23 protein-coding genes and 1 other RNA gene are annotated in these 20,780 nt (G+C 37.8%); 10 read left to right on the forward strand and 14 right to left on the reverse strand.

Going from position 1 to position 20,780, the window contains the following annotated elements:
• Positions 1-144: 144 nt before the first annotated feature.
• The 3 genes from E6H07_13340 to rplU form a co-directional block, all read right to left on the reverse strand.
• Positions 145-747 carry a hypothetical protein gene (locus E6H07_13340; GenBank protein TMI62399.1) on the reverse strand — a complete coding sequence of 201 codons (603 nt, stop codon included), beginning with the start codon at positions 745-747 and terminating at the stop codon, positions 145-147.
• 331 nt (positions 748-1,078) lie between these two features.
• Positions 1,079-1,339 carry a 50S ribosomal protein L27 gene (locus tag E6H07_13345; GenBank protein ID TMI62400.1) on the reverse strand — a complete coding sequence of 87 codons (261 nt, stop codon included), beginning with the start codon at positions 1,337-1,339 and terminating at the stop codon, positions 1,079-1,081.
• A gap of 22 nt (positions 1,340-1,361) precedes the next feature.
• Entirely contained in the window at positions 1,362-1,661 is a 300-nt protein-coding gene (rplU, locus tag E6H07_13350; GenBank protein TMI62401.1) for a 50S ribosomal protein L21, read from the reverse strand.
• Between the two features lie 157 nt (positions 1,662-1,818).
• Here rplU and E6H07_13355 point away from each other — a divergent pair, with 157 nt between their 5' ends.
• The 3 genes from E6H07_13355 to rseP are packed head-to-tail and all read left to right on the forward strand — an operon-like array spanning position 1,819 to position 5,875.
• Positions 1,819-3,312, forward strand: a complete 1,494-nt coding sequence (locus tag E6H07_13355) for a GH3 auxin-responsive promoter family protein (protein ID TMI62402.1) — start codon at positions 1,819-1,821, stop codon at positions 3,310-3,312.
• Positions 3,309-4,478 carry a 1-deoxy-D-xylulose-5-phosphate reductoisomerase gene (locus E6H07_13360; protein ID TMI62403.1) on the forward strand — a complete coding sequence of 390 codons (1,170 nt, stop codon included), beginning with the start codon at positions 3,309-3,311 and terminating at the stop codon, positions 4,476-4,478. The genes E6H07_13355 and E6H07_13360 overlap by 4 nt, the downstream gene beginning before the upstream one ends.
• Positions 4,479-4,522: 44 nt before the next feature.
• Entirely contained in the window at positions 4,523-5,875 is a 1,353-nt protein-coding gene (rseP, locus tag E6H07_13365) for an RIP metalloprotease RseP (protein ID TMI62404.1), read from the forward strand.
• A 104-nt stretch (positions 5,876-5,979) separates the two neighbouring features.
• On the opposite strand, the gene E6H07_13370 is transcribed toward rseP, so the two are convergent.
• Entirely contained in the window at positions 5,980-7,773 is a 1,794-nt protein-coding gene (locus tag E6H07_13370; protein ID TMI62405.1) for a hypothetical protein, read from the reverse strand.
• Between the two features lie 224 nt (positions 7,774-7,997).
• On the opposite strand from E6H07_13370, the gene ssrA reads away from it, so the two are divergent.
• Positions 7,998-8,367, forward strand: a transfer-messenger RNA (tmRNA) gene (gene ssrA / locus E6H07_13375).
• Between the two features lie 435 nt (positions 8,368-8,802).
• Positions 8,803-9,018, forward strand: a complete 216-nt coding sequence (locus tag E6H07_13380; protein TMI62406.1) for a hypothetical protein — start codon at positions 8,803-8,805, stop codon at positions 9,016-9,018.
• On the opposite strand, the gene E6H07_13385 is transcribed toward E6H07_13380, so the two are convergent.
• On the reverse strand, positions 9,005-9,772 hold the full coding sequence (locus E6H07_13385) for a hypothetical protein (GenBank protein ID TMI62407.1): 768 nt from the start codon (positions 9,770-9,772) through the stop codon (positions 9,005-9,007). The two genes, E6H07_13380 and E6H07_13385, sit on opposite strands and share 14 nt — an antisense overlap.
• Positions 9,773-9,871: 99 nt before the next feature.
• Positions 9,872-10,453: a Crp/Fnr family transcriptional regulator gene (locus tag E6H07_13390; GenBank protein ID TMI62408.1), complete on the reverse strand. Its 582-nt coding sequence runs from the start codon at positions 10,451-10,453 to the stop codon at positions 9,872-9,874.
• Between the two features lie 210 nt (positions 10,454-10,663).
• On the opposite strand from E6H07_13390, the gene E6H07_13395 reads away from it, so the two are divergent.
• Together E6H07_13395 and E6H07_13400 are read left to right on the forward strand one after the other, a co-directional pair.
• Complete coding sequence (locus E6H07_13395) at positions 10,664-10,993, forward strand: four-helix bundle copper-binding protein (protein TMI62409.1); 330 nt, start codon at positions 10,664-10,666, stop codon at positions 10,991-10,993.
• 57 nt (positions 10,994-11,050) lie between these two features.
• The gene (locus E6H07_13400) at positions 11,051-11,359 is read left to right on the forward strand and encodes a DUF1330 domain-containing protein (GenBank protein TMI62410.1); all 309 of its coding nucleotides are present in this window, start codon (positions 11,051-11,053) and stop codon (positions 11,357-11,359) included.
• A 19-nt stretch (positions 11,360-11,378) separates the two neighbouring features.
• Here the strand turns inward: E6H07_13400 and E6H07_13405 are convergent, their stop codons facing one another.
• On the reverse strand, positions 11,379-12,581 hold the full coding sequence (locus E6H07_13405) for a hypothetical protein (protein ID TMI62411.1): 1,203 nt from the start codon (positions 12,579-12,581) through the stop codon (positions 11,379-11,381).
• Between the two features lie 152 nt (positions 12,582-12,733).
• On the opposite strand from E6H07_13405, the gene E6H07_13410 reads away from it, so the two are divergent.
• Entirely contained in the window at positions 12,734-12,997 is a 264-nt protein-coding gene (locus tag E6H07_13410; GenBank protein ID TMI62412.1) for a winged helix-turn-helix transcriptional regulator, read from the forward strand.
• A complete protein-coding gene (locus E6H07_13415; protein ID TMI62413.1) occupies positions 12,964-13,659 on the forward strand; it encodes a DUF1648 domain-containing protein in 696 nt (231 codons plus the stop codon). Before E6H07_13410 ends, E6H07_13415 begins: the two co-directional genes overlap by 34 nt.
• Positions 13,660-13,702: 43 nt before the next feature.
• On the opposite strand, the gene E6H07_13420 is transcribed toward E6H07_13415, so the two are convergent.
• The 4 genes from E6H07_13420 to E6H07_13435 all read right to left on the reverse strand — a co-directional run bounded on the left by E6H07_13420 (position 13,703) and on the right by E6H07_13435 (position 16,065).
• A complete protein-coding gene (locus tag E6H07_13420; protein ID TMI62414.1) occupies positions 13,703-14,077 on the reverse strand; it encodes a hypothetical protein in 375 nt (124 codons plus the stop codon).
• A gap of 53 nt (positions 14,078-14,130) precedes the next feature.
• Positions 14,131-14,598 carry an SgcJ/EcaC family oxidoreductase gene (locus E6H07_13425; protein ID TMI62415.1) on the reverse strand — a complete coding sequence of 156 codons (468 nt, stop codon included), beginning with the start codon at positions 14,596-14,598 and terminating at the stop codon, positions 14,131-14,133.
• Positions 14,599-14,619: 21 nt separating this feature from the next.
• Positions 14,620-15,003, reverse strand: coding sequence for a hypothetical protein (locus E6H07_13430; GenBank protein ID TMI62416.1), 384 nt, complete (start codon positions 15,001-15,003; stop codon positions 14,620-14,622).
• A gap of 168 nt (positions 15,004-15,171) precedes the next feature.
• A complete protein-coding gene (locus E6H07_13435; GenBank protein ID TMI62417.1) occupies positions 15,172-16,065 on the reverse strand; it encodes a hypothetical protein in 894 nt (297 codons plus the stop codon).
• Positions 16,066-16,204: 139 nt separating this feature from the next.
• Here E6H07_13435 and E6H07_13440 point away from each other — a divergent pair, with 139 nt between their 5' ends.
• Positions 16,205-17,494 (forward strand): acetyl-CoA hydrolase/transferase family protein, encoded by a 1,290-nt coding sequence (locus E6H07_13440; protein TMI62418.1) that lies wholly within the window; start codon positions 16,205-16,207, stop codon positions 17,492-17,494.
• A 6-nt stretch (positions 17,495-17,500) separates the two neighbouring features.
• Here E6H07_13440 and E6H07_13445 read toward each other — a convergent pair whose 3' ends face one another.
• From E6H07_13445 to E6H07_13455, 3 genes are all read right to left on the reverse strand, one after another.
• On the reverse strand, positions 17,501-18,253 hold the full coding sequence (locus E6H07_13445) for a methyltransferase (protein ID TMI62419.1): 753 nt from the start codon (positions 18,251-18,253) through the stop codon (positions 17,501-17,503).
• 96 nt (positions 18,254-18,349) lie between these two features.
• On the reverse strand, positions 18,350-19,390 hold the full coding sequence (gene tsaD / locus E6H07_13450) for a tRNA (adenosine(37)-N6)-threonylcarbamoyltransferase complex transferase subunit TsaD (GenBank protein ID TMI62420.1): 1,041 nt from the start codon (positions 19,388-19,390) through the stop codon (positions 18,350-18,352).
• Positions 19,391-19,483: 93 nt separating this feature from the next.
• Positions 19,484-20,734, reverse strand: a complete 1,251-nt coding sequence (locus tag E6H07_13455; GenBank protein ID TMI62421.1) for an ABC transporter permease — start codon at positions 20,732-20,734, stop codon at positions 19,484-19,486.
• Positions 20,735-20,780: the final 46 nt, after the last annotated feature.

A 20,780-nucleotide genomic window follows, 5' to 3' on the forward strand; every position in this document is an offset into this window, starting at 1 on the left:
GTAATAAACTTTTAAAACAAGTATTTGCAGTGGTAAAAAACAAAACATTGTATCAACCTAATTATTGCTCAGCTAAACCATAAAAAAAATCAATTTTATATTTGGTTTTTTACACAGTTCATGTTGTATGCTGTGCTCCCTCGTCTATTCGTTGCGACAATCAGAAAACTGAAGCTCTTTACAAAGTCTATTTAGCTTTTGTCTTCCAACTTCATTTAATAACCCTTCTCGTTTGGGGTCGCCGATCTTAATCGTCGATTCTAATCTTGCACAACTTAAACAAATCGCTGTTTGTCCAATTACTCTACCATTTTTAAAGTAAACAATTCCGTGTCTGGGTTCATAACATGCAACAAGTACAGGGTTGGAATATGATTTTTTGTCACCGATAACAGTAGCAACATAATCTTCTTGTTGTTGTGTCAACTTTTTTACTTGTTGGATTTTGTTTATCCATTGTCCTTTGTCGTTAAGCGGTAAAAATGTATACTCGCCTTCAAAACCAGTATAATCAATAGCAAGAACAGAATCACAATCAAAATTTTTAGTTTTATATGAAATTGTCGTGTCTATGGCCATTTCAACCTTTGAACTGTCGAGCCATTTAATACTTGACCCAAAAAGTTGTTGTTCAGGGTTTGCTATTTTCCCTGTGTCTTGCGACGTCAGCTGGGAGTTTTGAGATGAGTTGTTGCAACTGAGAGAAGTCAAACAGCAAATGGCGAATATGGTAAGAGGTGTCTTCATAGTATTGCATACAACTCAAAAATATTCAAAAATTTTCTAGCTTCCTAAGTTACATATACCATCAATTTTCATCAATTTCCCTTCTGAAAATAAAAAGTCCCGCAACTTGCGGGACTTCTCTTATAACTTTCGGTCGAAACCGATTTACTTCTTCTTCTTCTTAGCTGCTTTCTTTTTAGGAGCCGCTTTTTTCTTTGCTGCTTTTTTCTTTGCTGCCATGATTTGTGAATTTAATGTTTAGTAAAAATGGGTTAACGTTAGTAAAAATAGTAAAATTTTTAAACTAACAAAAATAAATTCACAAAAAATGCACAATGGAGCTTTTGGAAGCTTACGCTTCAACAGGGTTAACAGAAATAAACATTCTGTTGCTTCTTCCTTTTTTAAATTCAACAACACCATCGATCATTGAAAAAATAGTGAAGTCTTTTCCAACTCCAACATTTTTTCCAGGATGATAAGTTGTTCCTCTTTGACGAACGATGATGTTACCAGCAATAGCAGGCTGTCCGCCATAAATTTTTACACCGAGTCTTTTGCTATGTGAGTCGCGGTTATTTTTTACACTGCCTTCACCTTTCTTATGTGCCATGACGAATGAGTTTTGAAATTAATTATTTAATGCTTGTGATCTTGATTTTAGTATACGCAGTACGATGACCTTTTTTCTTGTGAAAACCTTTTCTTCTTTTTTGTTTGTATGCAATCACAGTATCACCTTTTTCCTGGCTTACTATTTCTGCAGCTACTGTTGATTTCACATCACTACCTGCCGTCAACTTACCATCGGCATCTACCATCAATACTTCCACTTCTACTTTATCACCAGCATTACCTTCCACATGAGGAACGTAAAGGGTCTGGTCTTTTTCTACTTTATACTGCTGTCCGGCGATCTTTATTACGGCTATCATATACAAAAATTTAAGGGTGGCAAAGGTAAGGGGAAATGCTTTTCCGGCAAACAGATTATCAAAGTTTTATGTCCACATCCGGGTATAATTAATAGGGCGTCCTTTATATTTGCATCCCGCCCCGGCGGGACTACTCAGCCAGCTTAGCAGTTAGTGTATGAAAATCAAGTCTTTTTTAGCGAAACCCTTCGCTTCATATATATATAAAGGTATCCGAAAAGGGATGGCTACAGCCGTGGCCGACCAGGAAAATATTCTGAAAACTCAGATAAAAACCGGGCGGATAACGGATATCGGCAAGGATATGAAGCTGGCCGATGTGGATAATTATGAGACCTTTAAGCAGGCGGTACCTGTCCGGGATTATGAGCAAATGAGGCCTTATGTGGACAGGATCAAGGAGGGTAAGCATAATGTTCTGTGGAAAGGCAAGCCTATTTATTTCGCCAAAACATCCGGCACGACAAGCGGGGCTAAATACATCCCTATTACAAAAGAATCCATCCCAAACCATATTAATACGGCACGTAATGCCCTGCTTTGTTATATGGCAGAGACGGGTAATACTGCTTTTGCTAATGGTAAATTGATCTTTCTTTCAGGTTCCCCGGTGCTGGACAGGATTGGCGGCGTTCCAACTGGCCGGTTGAGTGGTATCGTCAATCATCATGTTCCAAAATATCTCAGGGCAAACCAGATGCCTTCGTATGAAACTAATTGTATTGAAGACTGGGAAACCAAACTCGGAAAAATAGTTGATGAGACCATCAATCAGAACATGACACTCATTAGTGGTATACCACCATGGATGCAGATGTATTTTGATGAGTTGACAAAACGCAGTGGAAAAAAGATCGCTGACCTGTTTCCAAATTTCAGTGTGATGGTTCAGGGCGGTGTAAACTTTGAACCTTACAAAGCCAAACTGTACGAAAGCATTGGCAAGAAAATTGACTGCATTGAGCTGTTTCCTGCAAGTGAAGGTTTCTTTGCTTTCCAGGATTCACAGAATGCGGAAGGTCTTTTGCTGAATACTAATAGCGGAATTTTTTATGAGTTTATCCCGGTTGCAGAGTTTTATAATGATAACCCAACACGATTATCATTGAGAGATGTAAAAGTGGGAGAGAACTATGCAATGATCATTAATAACAATGCTGGCCTTTGGGGATATAATCTTGGTGATACGGTAAAATTTGTTTCAACAAATCCTTACCGGTTAGTTGTTACAGGCCGTATCAAACATTTTATTTCAGCATTTGGAGAGCATGTGATAGGTGAGGAGGTAGAATATAGTTTGTTGCGTGCTGCAGAAGAAGAGAGAGTACATATCACAGAATTTACTGTTGCGCCATTTGTAAATAAATCGGATGGCAGATCCTATCACGAATGGTTTATTGAATTTGAGAATAAGCCAGATGACATGACTGCCTTTATTAAAAAAATGGATGACAACCTGCGGACAAAGAATGTATATTACGATGATTTAATAAGCGGAAATATTTTGTCAACCCTTAAAGTGACGCCAATTCGCAAGAATGGTTTCATTGATTATATGAAATCCATCGGTAAATTAGGCGGACAAAATAAAGTACCAAGATTGAGTAATGACAGGAAGATTGCGGATGAGTTAACTAAGTTTGCTGAATGACCAATGACTCTAACATAAAACGTATTGCCCTTTTTGGCTCTACCGGTTCTATCGGTACGCAGGCATTGGAAGTAATTGCTGCCCATCCGGATAAATTTTCTGCTGAAGTATTGACTGCACAAAACAGCGATGACCTGTTGATACAACAAGCGCTGAAGTTCAATCCCAATATTGTAGTGATCGGTGATGAAAAGAAATACCAGAAAGTAAAAGATGCTTTGGCTGCTACGGATGTAAAAGTATTTTCTGGCGAAAAAGCATTGGAAGAAGTAGCTGCAATGGATTGTTATGATCTGATGCTTGCTGGTATTGTTGGCTTTGCTGGGTTAAAACCTACACTTAAAGCAATTGAAAACAAAAAGACAATTGGACTCGCTAATAAAGAAACATTGGTTGTTGCAGGAGATATTATAATGCAGAAAGCCGTTGAAAACAGGGTTGCTGTTATTCCAGTTGATTCAGAACATTCAGCCATTTTTCAATGTCTTGTTGGTGAATCAAGAAACAAGATCGAGAAAGTGATCCTCACTGCATCAGGCGGACCATTCCTGGGAAAGAAGCCAAACTTTCTCGTGAATGTAAAAAGAGAACATGCTTTGCAGCATCCAAACTGGACAATGGGTGCAAAGATCTCAATTGATTCATCTACACTAATGAATAAAGGGCTTGAGATGATCGAAGCAAAATGGTTGTTTAACCTGAAACCGGAACAGGTACAGGTTATCATTCATCCGCAAAGTATTATTCATAGCATGGTGCAGTTTGAAGATGGAAGTATAAAAGCGCAGATGGGTTTGCCGGATATGAAACTGCCAATACAGTATGCATTAGGTTTCCCTCATCGTATTCCAAATAATTATCCGCGGTTTGAATTCAGAAAATATGCGACACTGAATTTTGAAGAACCCGATATCAGAACATTCCGAAACCTCGCATTGGCGCAGGATGCTTTATTTAAAGGCGGTAATTTGCCCTGTGTAATGAATGCGGCCAATGAACTTGCAGTCTATGCATTTTTAAGGAACAGGGTTGGCTTTTTGGAAATGACAGACCTGATTGAAAAGACGATGGCAAAGATCCCTTTTATAGAAAAGCCTACGCTGGAAGAATATTTTGAAAGCGATGGTGAGGCCCGTAATTTTGTCGCCGACATTATAAAATTGTAACGTTCCCCAACTACGGTTGGGTTGTTTTTTAATAAGAATCTATTATGCATTATTTGTTAGCTATTGATTTGAGTACACTTGGAGTGAAGGCTGCCCAGTTTATTTTATCTTTTTCAATCCTGATCGTCTTACATGAATTTGGTCATTATATCACAGCCAAATGGTTTGGTTGCCGGGTAGAAAAATTCTATTTGTTTTTCAATCCATGGTTCTCGCTTTGGAAAAAGAAAAAAGGTGAAACTGAATATGGACTCGGCTGGATACCATTGGGCGGTTATGTGAAGATCTCCGGAATGATCGATGAGAGCATGGACAAAGAGGCAATGAAATTGCCGGCACAACCTTATGAGTTCAGAAGTAAACCGGCCTGGCAGCGATTGATCATTATGTTAGGTGGGATTATAATAAATGTGGTATTGGCGATCCTCATTTTTATTGTAATACTTTGGGTTTGGGGAAAAGAGTATATGCCGCCGGCCAATGCTAAGTACGGAATTGCAGTGGATAGCCTTGCGCAAACTGTTGGATTAAAGGATGGAGATATTGTGTTGAAAGTAGATACAACAACTTTGAAGGATATTGGTTCTGTGAAGGGCAGGATCGTTTTAGATGAAGCAACTTCACTTACAATACAAAGAGGGGATAGCCTGATTGAATTAAAACTCGATGATGGATTGGTGAGAAAACTAAATACGAGGACCTCAGGAAGTTTTGTAAATGTGAGGGCGCCATTTGTTGTGAAAAAATTTGCTAAAAAATCAAATGCTGAAAAAGCAGGTATTTTGGCTGAAGATAGAATTGTAGGCGTTAATGGTATTGAAACATTATACTATCACGAGTATAAAAGAGCAACAAAAGATATAAAGGATACCAGCCTGACGATAAAAATTCTTCGCGGTAATGACACGATCACTAAAACTGTTGAGTTTGATAAAAATGGATTAATAGGTGTTGAAGCAAAATCCCTGGAAGAGCTCGGCTTTATATTCGAGGCAGAGCATTTTAATTTTTTCCAGGCCATACCGGCTGGTTTTAAAGAATGCTGGTCAACATTAGGAAGATATATGACAGGGTTGCGCCAATTGTTTACTGGTAAAGCAAAAGCCAGTGAATCTGTAGGTAGTGTTTTGAGTATTGGTGGTATTTATCCTGATGAATGGAACTGGCAGATATTCTGGTCGCTTACTGCGATATTCAGTATCATTCTTGCATTCATGAATATATTGCCAATACCCGGGCTTGATGGTGGGCATGCATTATTTACATTAGTAGAAATGATTACCGGTCGCAAACCGAGTGATAAGTTTTTGGAGTATGCACAAATGGTAGGAATGGTATTACTGCTTGCATTAATGGCTTATGCATTAGGGCTTGATATCTGGCGGATATTTAAATAGGGCTAAGAGTTTGAAAGAGAGAAAGAGAGGTTTTATGTCTTTGTATAGTTTATAACAGGGATAAAATTTACTCTTTGCCTCTTTCCACACCTTTATCTCTTAGCTTATAATTCGATCCCAATCTTTTTCATCAATAAAGAGGCGTTCATGCTTTGGCATACGCCTCTTTTTAATTTGTAATCAAAATACAATTCATCGTTCGCTACCTGCACATCAAAATGATAGTTGTGAATATTGGCAGGAAATTCATCAGCCAGTTTTGCCAATTCCAGATCATGTGTAGCGATCAGCCCGGCGGCTTTATGTTGTATGAGTTGTTTTATTAAAGCTTTCGAACCTGTATGCCTGTCGCCGGAATTTGTGCCTCTTAAAATTTCATCCAGCAGCAGGAAAACTTTTTCATTATTATAAACGGCATCAATTACTTCTTTTAGCTTTTTAAGTTCTGCATAAAAGGTAGATGTGCTTTCTTCCAGGTTATCACTAACCCTCATGCTGCTCAGCACTTTCATTGGCGAAAGCGTAAGTGATCTTGCATGAACAGAGGCGCCCATCATCGCTAAAACTATATTCACCCCGATACTTCTGAGAAATGTGCTTTTACCGGCCATATTAGAACCCGTAACAAGATTCATCTGGTTTAATCCTTCGGTTGCAAAAGAATTGCAAACCAGTTTTTCTTTTGGGATCAAAGGATGCCCCAACTCTTCAGCATTAAAAACGCCTTGTTGATCCGATATGACCGGGAATGAATTTTCGGAGTGATTGAAATGAAAATTACCCAATGACGAAAGACATTCAATTTCTGCAAGGGCATGAAACCATTCATCAATGCTTTCTTTATTTTCTTTTTTCCATTTTTCAAGGACAAATATTTGCTGTAAGTCCCAGAATAAGAAAGTGTTTAAAGGAATAAATACAAGTGGGTTCAGGCGAATATCAAACCGGTCTAAAATATTTTTCAATTTTTTTATTGATTGTGATGATGTGCCTGACCCGGTTTTGAATTTGTTTTTTAGCTGTTCAAGTAGTTCGGATCTAAACTCCTTTTGTTCGATCCATCTTATACTGCCAGACAGTGATTCTAATTGCGGGGCTACTTTATCCAATTGCAGGTATGAAGGCATTACTTGTTTTGAAATAATAAAGGAGATGCCAAGCATCAGGATCATTAACGGATAAAAAGCAGATGATGAAAGAACATCCGTAAGATGCAGGATAAGTAATGTAAAGCTTATTACAGGCAAGAGATATTTCAGAACCCGCCAGTATGATTTGCCTGAAAACTCATTAGGTTCTTTAAGCCAGTTATCAATTTTTCGCTGTGTGCTGATGCTGATCGGACTTGCGGTGCCATAGGATTGCAGTTGCTGACGCCAGTTTAGTTCAGTTGTCAGTTCGTTAACTGCGTGCTGACGTTGAAGTATAGCTTCGGGTTCTGCAGGATGCAGCAACCAGTCTGAAAATAATTTATTTCCCTGCTCACTTTTGGTTCGATTGATATATTGATATAAGGAAGCTCTCCCGAAAATATCGAGGTCGTTGGCATATTCATGCATTTCGGGTTTGTATTGGCTGCCATCTGGTAAATGGGTGAAATGATGATTCAGAACTTCAATTTCAGTTTCGTTTATCTTAATAAGTCTTTCAAGGTTTTCGATTGCATCATTATTGTTGAGATCTTTTGTGAGGATGAAAAGAAATAAAGCAATAAACAAAAAGGGTAGGGGAAGGAGGAAAAACATTCCATTTGTCCAAAGCCACCATAGGCTGACTAATGCCAGGCCCATGCTTAGTAACCTAAGCCAGCCCAATAAAGATTTTCGCTTTTCTAGTTTATTAAGTTCAGCCTTTAGTCTTGTAATTTCTTGCTGATAGGTTTCTAATGGATTCGTCATTGGGTAAAAATAAAATATTTCGCATTGGCATGGTGGCGAAATAAATTTTAAGTAAAAATTCAATATGCACCACGGGAAACATGGTTATCTTTGCAGACAGTTCGATTATGCTGAATAGGGATACCGAACGTACAAGAGTGCGACGCAACAATGGCCTAATAGTAGCAATGTTGCCGGTAACAAAAGTAGCAATGTTGCCGGTAACAAAATATCGAAATGAAAATGGGGGTGCCCGGTTTTGACAGCATAGATCTTTGAAAGTGTAAGCATGTTCTGCGTTGTGTAATTAGCAGGCTAATCTGAATACTCAAAACTCAAATGGCAATACTCAGTATGCCATGGCTGCCTAATCAGTGATTAAGTAGTCATTAGGGCCGCCGGGCCGGTTCGCTTGTTTCCATGCCCTGCCGCCGACTTAAAATAAAACAAGTTGCTGCAATCATAGGCTGTGCTGATTGCCTAAGACCATCCAGCTAAGGAAGTGATCGGTTGTTTGTTTCCAGTTACTTTCCGACACAATAAAACAGAATAAGCATGTAGAAAGCTTTCGGCGAATATGTTTGGACAGGAGTTCGATTCTCCTCACCTCCACCCGGTTTAAATGCAACAAAATGTAAGCGACTGCAAAATTATGATTAGCAGTCGCTTTTGTTTTTAGCATGATGCAACTATCAGCAAGCTGCTGCAATTTTCTGGTGTACTTTCAGAGACATTTTCGTTAGGCACCCGTTCACTTTTGGCGATGTCCAATTTTGTAGCATTCTGCAGCAATTATCACTTTGAAAATATTCACCTCCACCCGGTTTAGATGTAAAAAATGTAAGCGACTGTTAATGATTAGCAGTCGCTTTTCGTTTTAGCATCGTTGATGTCTCAGCTCTTTTATTTTCTTAGATTATCCGTTCAATGTCTTCATTGTGAGTAATTAATTACCCATTTTGTTAGATTTCATTTTCGTCTTTCTAATGATTTTGAGTTGGCACGATTTTTTTAAGGGTATTGTTGTCTTAACTTTTAAAACCTTTTATTATGACTCCAAATCTTACCCTCGATGAAATGATACTTCAATACAGTGAGAACCCATTCATCGACGAAAAAATGTTTCAAGCCCCGGCTTTTTCAGATAACAAGCAAAAGCATAAGATATTAACAAGATTAGTACTTATTGCCAGGAATTTGTTTAATAAAGAGCAAGAACCAATTCTCGATACTTACAAAAGACGATACGAGATCATGCATGGATAACATTTTTCTCCTTTAAATTGATCGGTTGACTTAATTCTCTTCTAAAAAATAATTGCCTCAATGAAAATATATGCAATGTATATGCAAGAGGTACTAGTACTCCCGGCAATAAGATAAAAGGAAACTCTGCTACTAATGTGTTTGCCGGCTCGTTCATAAAATAACGGATGGATGTTGGCATTGAAAGCACTGCGATCACAAGTATATTGATCAGTAAAAGGATCCCAAGAAAATTATAGAAAATAGCCAATTTAGATGCATTACTTTTTCTTCTTGCCAGTAAATAACCAACTGGCAAAGCAAGTAAACCAGTGAGTATATCAAAATTTCTTCCTTCGAATGTCATTTGAACAGGCAACTTATTATTTAAAAAGGCTAAAAGAAGTAATAGTTCTACCATTATTCGGAAAGATTGCATCCAGATCAGCCAATGCGGTGGGATTGATTGTAAGAGTTGTGTCCCTTTTTTTGAAAATGCAATGAGTAAAACAATTGGTAAAGGAATAAGTATTGCTAAAGCCGGTTTTGGTGGTAAACTACTGAAGTCGGAAAAGAAATCCTGGAACGAAAGTACTGAAAGCAACACTGCCCATAATAATATAGCAACTGTTGAGATAGTAAATATTCTTTTGCGACGAGTTTCTTCCCAGCCTGTTCTTTTTAAGACAGCCTGTAATCCTTTTATGATAAGGGCAATACATGCCAGGGTAAGCAACAGCATCAGGAAGCCCGGTATTGAAAAATTGCTTTTCATTTTATAAGCTTTTATTGTGTTTTGATCTTATGATCATATCACAAAGAAACTATAGAGGATCTTGCCTGCTCTTTGCAAATGACAAGAAATGACCGGGGATTATTTTTTTAGATATTCCTTTCGAATGCGGCTTAAAGAAGTATCAGTAATGCCAAGATAAGAGGCGATATGTTTCAGTGCAGCATACTGAAATATTTCAGGATTGGTTTTCAATAGTGTGTCGTACCGTTGCTCCGCTGTTTCGGTGATCATTGAGAGCATTCTTGTTTTTAGTGAAGAAAATCCTTTTACTAATATGGCACGGCCAAAATCCCTGAACTCATGCAGAGAATGAAAAAGATTATTAAGCTGGTCGTAGGTTATACACCACCCTTCAGAGTCAACAATTGACTGAAAGTTTTCTTTTGATATTGTGCGATTAAAAAAGGATGACACTTCAAATACCACCTGGTTTGAAGAATAGAAATTAGTTGTAACCTCATTGCCATCTGTATCATGTGCAAATGCTCGGATGAAACCATTTTCAAGAAAAAAATAATCATTGCAAATTCTTCCTTCTTTAAAGAGAAAATCATTTCGTTTGATTTCTTTTGGAGTAAACTGTCCGGCTATCTCTTCTGCTGTTTTTTGAGAGACGAGGTTGGAATTTCTTAAAAATTGAATTAGTTTTTGACTACCCATGAATAATCATTTTAAATGATCGGTTTATTTTTCTTTCTTAACCACAATTCCATCATCGCAATTGTTGCAAGGAACATAGGCGATCCTCGTTTAATATCATTGGTGCAAGTTAATATATTGCTGTCTAAACAAATAAAGCAGGGCATTTCTGTGCATGGTATTTGTAGGCCTGATTAAGTAATTAATTTCTTAATCTTAAAAATCAAACCTATGAGTCACGAAAAAAATATAGGATTGATCGAAATGCTGAATCGTTGCGCTATTGAATGCAGCCATTGTGCAATGGCCTGCCTCAATGAAGATCATGTAAAAATGCTGAACCGCTGTATTAAGCTTGATCTTGACTGTGCTGAACTTTGCCGTACTATAGCATCACTTCTTTCACGTGGCTCCGAACATGGTGAGCATTTGCTGAAAGAATGCGTAGAACTTTGTAATGTATGTGCTGATGAATGTGAAAAACATTCACATATGCAACATTGTAAAAGATGTGCAGAAGTATGCAGGGAATGTGCAGAGGAATGCAGTGCAATGGCGTAAAAAATCACAGGGACGATCCATCGTCCCTGTTTACTTATATAAAATATTTAAAATAATATGATCATGTCAGTATATGTAATAAACGCTTATGACATACACGACTTTGAAACATTCAAAGATTATCCGCCGCGTGTAGGACCCTTACTTCAGAAACATGGAGCAAAATTGTTGGCAATGGAAACAAATCCAAAAGCATTGGAAAGAAACCCTAAAACCATGAATGCTTTAGTAGAATTTCCTTCAGAGGAAGCTGTACTTAATTTTTATAATGACCCCGAATATCGATCCTTTATTCATTTAAGACACAATTCCACATCAAATTGCACAATGATCATATTGAATCAATTTGAAAACAAGCAAAGTTGAATAATATTCATGCGGTTCCTCATTTCTTTAAATCAAAAACAACCTTCGCATTTTTTTGTTCGCTGGAGGAGATGAAAACCTGGTAGCGGTCGTTTGCAGTAGTAATGATCATGACGGAAGTATTGGGCGGAATAGAGCCTAAATTTTCAGCAACCATAATTATTTCATGATGAGGTTGAGAAGGATTTATACTAACGGTGATTGATATCGGTTTTTGAGAAAGCCGCATATGCGATCTTATTAATGTATTGTTGTGGTATATGCTGATCGTATCACCATCGATCTCACCATTATCATATAGATCAATTTTTATTTCACTGGCTTCAGTTTCAATTTCCCTGACCAATGCATTTTCCCTGTTCTTTAATACCAAAGGGGCAGCAGGAAGGATATTCTTATGTTTAACAACTGGATTTGTTTTTAATAGCGTATCAGTTTTCGGTTTGATCACAGGTGCTGGCTGGACTTTTTTCTCCAGTGGAGTTGTAGATTTTTTAGGTGCCGGTTTTGGCTTTGTTGTCACCGGTGAATTTTTCTGTGAAGTTTTCTTTGGCACTTCAGCTACCTGTGTATTTTGTTTTACACATTCGCGGAATGTGATATCGTCTAATGCAAAATCATTTCCACAACCACTTGGTCTATTATCGGCCATCACAAGTATCAATGTTGACGTTGAGGCAGGAGTTGTGAAATAGACACGATGCTGCGTCCAATGCGGATCTTCAACTCTTGGCAGATCGCCTGTCACAATGTTTGCGACGATTTTCCCTTCAGGTGTTTCCAATCGAATATTCAGGTTAGGTAAAAGTGGATATGGACATTTTTTTGTAGGCCTGCAAAGATTGACAAGCCACAAGCCTAATTCATAAATGGTATTACTCTTCAACCCAGTTATTGGCGTTCTTAGAAATACATCTCCTGCCACTCCAGCATTTACCAACAACATATTTCCATCCGCATCGCCGGCGGTGTGGTCCTCAGAAATGGTATGCCAATCGTCGTCGAAGCATTCACTGGTATATGAAGCAAATGAATAATATCCATCAGAAGGGCAATAGCGTGAAACCCGCCGGTAGCCTGTAAGTTCATTATTAATATCGCGGACATTGCCGGTACCAAAATGTATGGTGAATTGAGAGGGCTTAAAGATACAGTTAACCTGTTGCGCTTTTAAAAAGAAAGCGAAGGAAAGAATAATGAGTATGAAACCAAACTTCTTCAATGCCGCTGCACTTTACTCTTAAAGTTACTTTACCAGGGATATATTTTTTTAAAGGATTTTATGAAAGGTAAATTTTTTTCGAAAAAAAATTTGGTGGTTTAGAATAATATTTAGACATTTGGCTAAATATACAATCATTGAATTAAGAGATTATGAACAATGTATTTAAAGCTTTGAATGATCCTACCCGGCGGGAGATACTTGAATTACTGAGAGAAAAGGATATGACGGCAGGGGAGATAGTGAACATGTTTAATATATCCGGTCCCAGCATTTCTCACCACCTGGATCTGTTGAAACAGGCCAAATTGGTGATCGCAGAAAAAAAAGGACAATTTGTTTCTTACTCTCTTAATACAACAGTTGTAGATGAGATCATGAAATGGTTACTTCAAATCAAATCAAAAAAGAAATAATTATGGATAAGTTTTTGAAAAGGATCATTTGGCTGTTCATTGCAGGCCCGGCAGTTTATCTCGCCATCGCCTGGAATAACATTCCTGAAATAGTTGCTATCCATTTTAATTTAAATGGAGAACCTGACCGTTATGGCAACAAAAATGAGCTTATTATGATGACAATAATATTGACAGTAGTGAATGCAGCTGTTTATTTATTGTTGCCCCAGGTTTACAGGATCGATCCAAAAAGATATGCAGCAGAAAATAAAAACAGATTACATCGTATAGCCTTTGCTGTAAGCGTATTTATTGCTGCTGTTCTTTGTCTACTTATATATACTTGTGTTCATGAAAATATAAAATCCAGTGGCCGGTTTATTGTGGCTGGAGTAGGCCTCTTGTTTGCAATTATTGGTAATTATATGCATACTATCAAACCGAATTATTTCGCTGGTATACGTTTGCCCTGGACGTTGAATAACGACGAGAATTGGAGAAAGACACATTTGCTGGGAGGAAAATTAATGTTCGCAGGCGGATTGCTGATCGCTGTTATCAGCCTTTTTACTTCGTTCTTATTATCTATGATCATTTTATTTGCAGTAATGAGTTTAATAATACTTATTACCTGCATTTATTCATATAATTTATACAAAAGGCTAAAAGCTTCACAGTAAATTATTAACGGAAGATCATTTGTCGTGTCGCTTGAGTATTAATTTATTTTATGCGTTCACCTTTAGCATCATAGGTGCCAAGCACAGATCCGGTAACATGATCGTCATCTTTTTTGATCAGTGTTATGTTAACATCATTTCCCATGGCCTGGTAATAAAGTGTTACTTCATTGTCTTTTACTTCGACTTTAGAACATTTGGTTATTTCTTTACCGGTTGAATCCTGCACTATTCCTGTGAGTGTATTGTCGGTTTTCTCCAGCGAATAAATTCTTTTAAGGTCTCCGTAAGGCGTGCCGGTCACCAGTACTTTCCATTTACCTGCAAAAAAATCTGCACCCGTTTTGGATTGCGCATTCACACCACCTGCTAAAAGCATAAATGCTAATACTATTGCGACTGAATTTAATCTTTTCATACGAGATGTATTTGAATGTTTTTAGTTATTTAGAAAAATCGAAATATTATTTTCTATTTGTTTTGAGATGGATCAGTTGTTGCAATATCAACTGCATTCTTCCATGTACCATCTGCTTGTTTACGCCAAATAGTTACTGCCTTATTATTTGTTGTAATTGTTTTGCCGGTTGAGTCATTATAGGAAACTTTTGAATTCTCAATCAGGTAAGCCATATCGCCGTTATCTGAAACTTCAACACTTTGTGGTTCCCAACTTATACTAAAGCCAAGCATTTTAAAACTTCCTTCTACCATTTGCCGGATCGCCTGTTTACCTTTTAACGGAGCCATCCCTTCCTGCATTACCAAAGCATCGTCTGCCCAATAGCTTAACGTCTTCTCAATATCCTTTGTAGCAGCTGCCTGCGACCATTCCTTGCTTAGCTGTATAATTTTTTCGCCTTCTGCTTTTTTATCAACCTTCGTTTCACTGCAACTAGCTATTGCCAGTAAGAACAGAAATATTGTTATTGGTTTCATATCTGTATTTATTTTAATAAATTAATCATCCATGTCATCGTCATCATCATCATCCATGTCAACATCATTATCATCGTCATCATCATCATCCATGTCAACATCATTATCAAAGTCATTATCGTCTAAGTCATCTTCATCTTCATCGTCATCAGCATTGATTTCTTCCTGGTTAATGCCTGAGGGAAGCCCGGAATAAAGTTGTAATCTTAAATGGCCATCTGGTGTTTGCGGATTATCCAATTCGTCAAAATCTTCCCAGGCATCTTCTTTTGCATCTTCTTTTGTTCGCCCGATTCCATGAAAAGTACGCTCAGTCCTTTGATCAGTGATAATACAATCGTACGAAATAGCATTCCCAAATTCGGTTTTCCTTTCAATATATTCAATCTTAAATCTTTCTGACATGACTGGATTACACGTTTAAAGATCCATTCAAACTTTCATAAAGTAACAAAAAAAATCAGACTTCCATTTTCTAATGAATATAAATGAATGTGTAGAGATCCGGAAGGTCTTCTGCGGCCCCCTTTCTATTTGGATATACTTATAAGGTAATTAGAATAGGATTATCATTTATTTTTTCCGCAGAATGATAGCTGCACTTCTTTTCAAGTCGCCTTCAAAACGTATATCATACCGGGTGGTACCATCTTCAATGATCAAAAGCCCTGTATTGGGAGGAATGGTGCCTAATGATTCTGCATGCATTACAAGTATCAACGAATCACCTTTTCCAATCCTTGCTGGGATAGTAATTGAAAATGCTTTGGTAGTAAGTCCTTTTTTCTCAGCTATCATTTTTCCATTCAGTACCATGCTGATCGTATCACCATCGACGGTACCATTATCAACGATACTTAATTTCAGGCTGTCTGCGGAAAAAAATATTTCCCTGATCTTTTCAATTTTTCGTTCATTGATTTTTAAGGGAGCAACAATATTTTTTTCAGATACTGATTTTTTCTCTCTTGTTCGTGTAAATGCAAGATTATGTAACAGGTTCAATTCATCTAAACTAGATAAAATTTTTGGTGATGTTGCTTTGCTGGATTTTTGAAGATAGACCTCGCCATTATAATTTCGTGTGTCCCGGAAGTCGATCGACCTTGTTTTGAAGATGCCACTTAAAGTCCATACCGTATCTTTCTTTTGTATTGTAAGAAACCCATAAAGTTTTGTTCGGATAGCTACTGTATTGAAGTTTTCGTAGATCAGTTCTCCATCTTCAACCCGTATTTCTTTTTTGCCTACAGTGATCTTTGCTGTCTTGATCCCGATATTGTCGAAACCTTCCTTATCATAAATAATTAATGAATATCCGGATGTTTTTTCATTGTTTTCGCTTATCGCCAGTTCATAGGGAAGCTGGCTTCCGGGAGTTTTAATATAACCCGTCCATACACCAGCCAGGCTTTGGGCAAAGATCCATAGGGGAAAAAGATTCAATATGGTTAAAAGGATTTTCATTAAATCATCAGAATTATTCAGAGCCTTAAGTTAACAGGTTTATTGGTTTAGCAAAGTTATTTTTTGACTGACAAAAGTTTTTATGTAAGTTGATAAAGATCAGGTAAACAGGATTGAATAATATCAATTTTTGCAGGCTATGAAACGAAAAACAGCTGAATATGTATCAGCAAAAGAGGCATTGCAGATCGTAAAACCGGGAGACCGGGTATTTATTCACGGAAGTGCCTGTACGCCTACGTATATGTTGGAGCAGTTGGCCAATGAATCATACAGGTTGCGGGATGTCGAAATCGTTTCCATATCTGTATATGGAGAATTCTTTTTGAATAGGCCTGAATACCTCGGCATATTCAACATTAATTCTTTATTTGGTTCATCTACTCTGCGAAACAGCATGAATGATGGTCATGCAGATTATGTTCCCGTATTTCTGAGTGATATTCCTGAACTGTTCAAGCAAAAGATTCTGCCGATCGATGTTGCTATCGTCCAGGTTTCTGTGCCAGATGCTCATGGGTATTGTTCCCTTGGTGTTTCTGTTGACGTAGCAAGGGCAGCAGTGAATACAGCAAAATTTGTAATAGGACAGGTGAACCCGAATATACCCCGAACACATGGCGATGGGATGGTGCCGGTTGAACGCTTTCACAGTATGGTGTATCATGAAGCGCCACTGCATGAAGCACATTTTGCAGAAAAGGTAACCGAGAAAGAAATGCAGATCGGAAAATTTATTGCTGAGTTAATTGATGATCGCAGCACTTTGCAAACCGGTATTGGTGCTATACCTGATGCAGTGTTGAAATCGCTTTATAATCATAAAGACCTGGGTGTACATACTGAAATGTTTTCAGATGGATTAATCGATTTGGTGGAAAAAGATATAGTAACAAATAAATATAAAAGGATACACCCTAATAAAGTAGTAACCGGTTTTGCACTCGGCACAAAAATGCTTTACGATTATGTTCATGATAACCCTGCTTTCGCTTTTTTAGATATTGATTATGTAAATGAAACTTCTGTTATTCGTCGCAATCCAAAAGTAATTGCCATCAATAGTGCAATTGAAGTGGATATAACTGGGCAGGTTTGTGCCGACTCTATCGGCACTTATCAATTCTCTGGTGTTGGCGGACAAATGGATTTTATAAGAGGCTCAGCATTGAGTGAAGGAGGTAAGCCTATCATCGCATTGCCATCGAGAACACAGAAGGGTGTTTCAAGAATTGTTCCCATTCTGAAACCCGGTGCCAGCGTTGTTACAACAAGAGCACATGTGCATTATGTGGTAACCGAATATGGTGCTGCTTATTTGTTTGGAAAAAATCTGCGTCAACGGGCAAAAGCATTGATCAATATTGCACATCCGGATGACAGAGAACTATTAGAGAAAAGTTGTTTTGAAAGATTTAAAATCTTCTGATCAGTTTTACAGGTATAAATAATAATCTTTTAAGAGTTGTACAAATTCCTCTGTGTATTGCTGATGTTCATCCCAAATCGATATTTCATCAAACTCTGCTTCAGAGTAGCCTTCTTCAGTAATAGTGCCCATGATCATAATGCGGAAAAAATTATGGTGAACTGATTGGCGTACCAATGTGATTTGTTTCAGCTGCATTTTATTTTGGTATACCAGGCTTCTGATCTCTTCATCTCTTTTAAAAGGAAGTAAAAGAAAAAATAAACCACCAGGGTTCAAGTTTTGCTTGATAGCCGTAAGTAAATCCTGTAATGATAAATTTTCGCCATGATGAGCTATATTCTTTTTTGATGAAACTGATTTCAGTTCATTTTCATAAAAAGGAGGGTTGCTGATAATGACATCATATTTTTTTTCAAAATGATGATCCCGGATATCAGCGTTTATCACTTGTATACTGTTTCTGAAGGAACATGCCTCTTCATTTTCTGTAGCCTGGGCTGCTGCCTGGTCGTCTATTTCTATTGCATCAATATTTGCGTCGCAATTTTGTGCCAGCATTAATGAAAGTAAGCCAGTGCCTGTTCCTATATCCAGTACATTTCCAACTTTCAGATTCTGACTCCCGACTCCCGACTCCTGACTCCTGACTTTTTCCGCTAACCATGCTCCAAACAAACAGGCATCTGTTGTCACCTTCATGGCGCATTTATCCTGGCGGATGATGAATTGCTTAAATCTGAAGAAGGAATTAGACATACTGGATACTTGATGCTAGATACTGGATGTTTAAGCTCCTGTTTTTAGGAATAGTCGAATATAAAGTTAACTAGAATCTAGTATCTGGTATCCAGTTCACCACTCGGCTCTTGCACTTGCAGTAACATCAAGGCTTGAAAAGTCGCCAGCCAAGTATTTGTAATAGCCGGTGATGGCAATCATGGCAGCATTATCAGTGCAATATTCAAAGGCGGGTATAAAACAGTTCCATTTATATTTCTCACCCATTTCATAAAATGCTTTTCTTAAACCGCTGTTAGCTGATACGCCGCCGGCAAGACAAATATCCTTTATGCCTGTTTGAATAGATGCTTTTTTTAGCTTATTTAGCAGTATGGAAATAATGCGTTGCTGTACTGAAGCGCAGATATCTTCAATGTTTTCTTCAATAAATTTTTTTCTTTCAGCTTCTGGTGCTAGAAATTCTTCTTTATACAAATTGCTTTTGCCTGCATTTTGTAAAAAATAAAGGATGGAAGTTTTTACACCACTAAAACTAAAATTCAAATCAGCTATTTGTGGCTCAGGAAAATTAAAACGGTTTGCATCGCCATTCACAGCATACTTATCGATCAACGGTCCGCCGGGATAAGGGAGGCCCAATAATTTTGCTGTTTTATCAAATGCTTCGCCTGCTGCATCATCAATGGTTTCACCGATCACTTTCATAGCTGTTGGTGATTCACATAAAACAATTTGTGTATGCCCTCCACTAACTGTTAAGCATAAAAATGGAAATGAAGGTTTTTTATCTGCAATCCGGTTTGCCAGCACATGTGCCTGCATATGATGTACTGCAACTAAAGGCTTGTCTAATGATAATGCTAATGATTTTGCAAACTGGGCACCAACAAGCAGTGAGCCGATCAACCCGGGTGATTGAGTGAACGCAATACAGTCAACAGTCTGCAGTTCACAATTAGCAGTCTTAAGTGATTCAGTTACTACAGGAATAATATTTTGTATATGTGCACGACTCGCCAGTTCTGGTACAACGCCGCCATACTGTTCATGTACTTTTTGCGTAGCAATAATATTTGACAAGATATTTCCATCCCTGCATATGGATGCGGAGGTTTCGTCACATGAAGATTCTATAGCGAGAATTATGGGCATGAAATGTAAAATGCAGAATATAAAATTTAAAATGTAAAAGTAAGTGATATCACTTCTTCGGTTTTACATTTTGTGTTTTAGATTTTATATTTATTATTTACTCCTGATTGCGACTACAGGATCCATTCCTGCTGCCTGAGAGGCAGGGATAATACCGGCAATGATCCCTACAGAAAGGCAGATAATAAAAGTCCACATCATATTAGCGACAGATATGAAAATAGGAAAATTCAGTGCCTTTGTTAATATAACGGTTACCAGGAAAACCAAAAGCAGCCCGATCAAACCACCGATAACACAGAGAAATGCTGATTCCATTAAAAACTCAGAAAGGATAATTCTTTTCTTAGCGCCAATTGCTTTTTTCAATCCTATCTGGCTGGTACGTTCTCTTACAGTAACAAACATAATATTAGCCACACCAAATAGACCAACGATCAAACTAATGCCTCCGATAATGGCACCGCCCATATTCAATCCTGAAAATGCTTTACTTACAGCAGCGCTGAAATCGTTTATATCATTTAAGGAAAAATCATTTTCCTGTGTAGGATTGAGTTTGTGAATGCTCCGCATTGTTCCTTCCAGTTCATCTTTCAGTGCCACACTTGTGATATTATCAAGTCCCTGAACCATTATTAACGGGTTAGCCCTGCGTTCGTCCATAATATTTCTCGCCATCCGGTAACTCATCAATATGCTTTCATCAAAATTCCATCCGCCGATCAAATTCTTGCCCTGCTTACGTATTACACCCGATACAGGTATTTTTTTTCCTCTTGCCTCAATATGTTTTCCTATTGCCAGTTCAGCTTTACCATATAATTTTTCAGCAACTGTATAGCCGAGAACAACTGCACTACTTCCTGTTGCAAACTCAGCATCCGAAATGTAGCGACCAAATTCAATATCTATTTTCTGTACTTCGTTGAATTCTTCATTAACTCCATAATAATTAATATTCGACAGGTCATTGTCTTTATAGCCCACCTTATCATTTAGACTTATTTTAAATCCTATGAATTTTGCTGAGTGTGTTCTCTCTTTGATCTGCTTTACTTCATCAAAGCGGGGAGAAGGACGTTTTTGAAACTGCCACCAGGGTCTGTCAGGCCCGCCACCCCATTCCCATTTGTCAACGTAGATAGTGTTAGTGCCAAGTGATTTTATTTCACCCTGGATATTATGCTCAAGGCTGTTTACAACGGTGAGTACGCCAATAATACAAAGAATGCCGATAGTAATACCAAAAAGAGAAAGAAATGTGCGGAGCTTATTCTTCCACAATTCCTGTGCAGCCATTTTTATACTATTGCCGATTATATCCAGCGTTCCGCTTAACATTTGGCAAAATTAACTGATGGTAACGGTGCAATAAAAGAAATTATTT

This window comes from Bacteroidota bacterium, from assembly GCA_005882315.1.
Taxonomy (GTDB): Bacteria; Bacteroidota; Bacteroidia; order Chitinophagales; family Chitinophagaceae; genus VBAR01.

Bases quoted from the DNA above. Each gene is read 5' to 3' on its own strand.
- E6H07_13340 (TMI62399.1), bottom strand. From the start codon at position 747: ATGAAGACACCTCTTACCATATTCGCCATTTGCTGTTTGACTTCTCTC.
- E6H07_13345 (TMI62400.1), bottom strand. From the start codon at position 1,339: ATGGCACATAAGAAAGGTGAAGGCAGTGTAAAAAATAACCGCGACTCA.
- rplU (TMI62401.1), bottom strand. From the start codon at position 1,661: ATGATAGCCGTAATAAAGATCGCCGGACAGCAGTATAAAGTAGAAAAA.
- E6H07_13355 (TMI62402.1), top strand. From the start codon at position 1,819: ATGAAAATCAAGTCTTTTTTAGCGAAACCCTTCGCTTCATATATATAT.
- E6H07_13360 (TMI62403.1), top strand. From the start codon at position 3,309: ATGACCAATGACTCTAACATAAAACGTATTGCCCTTTTTGGCTCTACC.
- rseP (TMI62404.1), top strand. From the start codon at position 4,523: ATGCATTATTTGTTAGCTATTGATTTGAGTACACTTGGAGTGAAGGCT.
- E6H07_13370 (TMI62405.1), bottom strand. From the start codon at position 7,773: ATGACGAATCCATTAGAAACCTATCAGCAAGAAATTACAAGACTAAAG.
- E6H07_13380 (TMI62406.1), top strand. From the start codon at position 8,803: ATGACTCCAAATCTTACCCTCGATGAAATGATACTTCAATACAGTGAG.
- E6H07_13385 (TMI62407.1), bottom strand. From the start codon at position 9,772: ATGAAAAGCAATTTTTCAATACCGGGCTTCCTGATGCTGTTGCTTACC.
- E6H07_13390 (TMI62408.1), bottom strand. From the start codon at position 10,453: ATGGGTAGTCAAAAACTAATTCAATTTTTAAGAAATTCCAACCTCGTC.
- E6H07_13395 (TMI62409.1), top strand. From the start codon at position 10,664: ATGAGTCACGAAAAAAATATAGGATTGATCGAAATGCTGAATCGTTGC.
- E6H07_13400 (TMI62410.1), top strand. From the start codon at position 11,051: ATGATCATGTCAGTATATGTAATAAACGCTTATGACATACACGACTTT.
- E6H07_13410 (TMI62412.1), top strand. From the start codon at position 12,734: ATGAACAATGTATTTAAAGCTTTGAATGATCCTACCCGGCGGGAGATA.
- E6H07_13415 (TMI62413.1), top strand. From the start codon at position 12,964: ATGGTTACTTCAAATCAAATCAAAAAAGAAATAATTATGGATAAGTTT.
- E6H07_13420 (TMI62414.1), bottom strand. From the start codon at position 14,077: ATGAAAAGATTAAATTCAGTCGCAATAGTATTAGCATTTATGCTTTTA.
- E6H07_13425 (TMI62415.1), bottom strand. From the start codon at position 14,598: ATGAAACCAATAACAATATTTCTGTTCTTACTGGCAATAGCTAGTTGC.
- E6H07_13430 (TMI62416.1), bottom strand. From the start codon at position 15,003: ATGTCAGAAAGATTTAAGATTGAATATATTGAAAGGAAAACCGAATTT.
- E6H07_13435 (TMI62417.1), bottom strand. From the start codon at position 16,065: ATGAAAATCCTTTTAACCATATTGAATCTTTTTCCCCTATGGATCTTT.
- E6H07_13440 (TMI62418.1), top strand. From the start codon at position 16,205: ATGAAACGAAAAACAGCTGAATATGTATCAGCAAAAGAGGCATTGCAG.
- E6H07_13445 (TMI62419.1), bottom strand. From the start codon at position 18,253: ATGTCTAATTCCTTCTTCAGATTTAAGCAATTCATCATCCGCCAGGAT.
- tsaD (TMI62420.1), bottom strand. From the start codon at position 19,390: ATGCCCATAATTCTCGCTATAGAATCTTCATGTGACGAAACCTCCGCA.
- E6H07_13455 (TMI62421.1), bottom strand. From the start codon at position 20,734: ATGTTAAGCGGAACGCTGGATATAATCGGCAATAGTATAAAAATGGCT.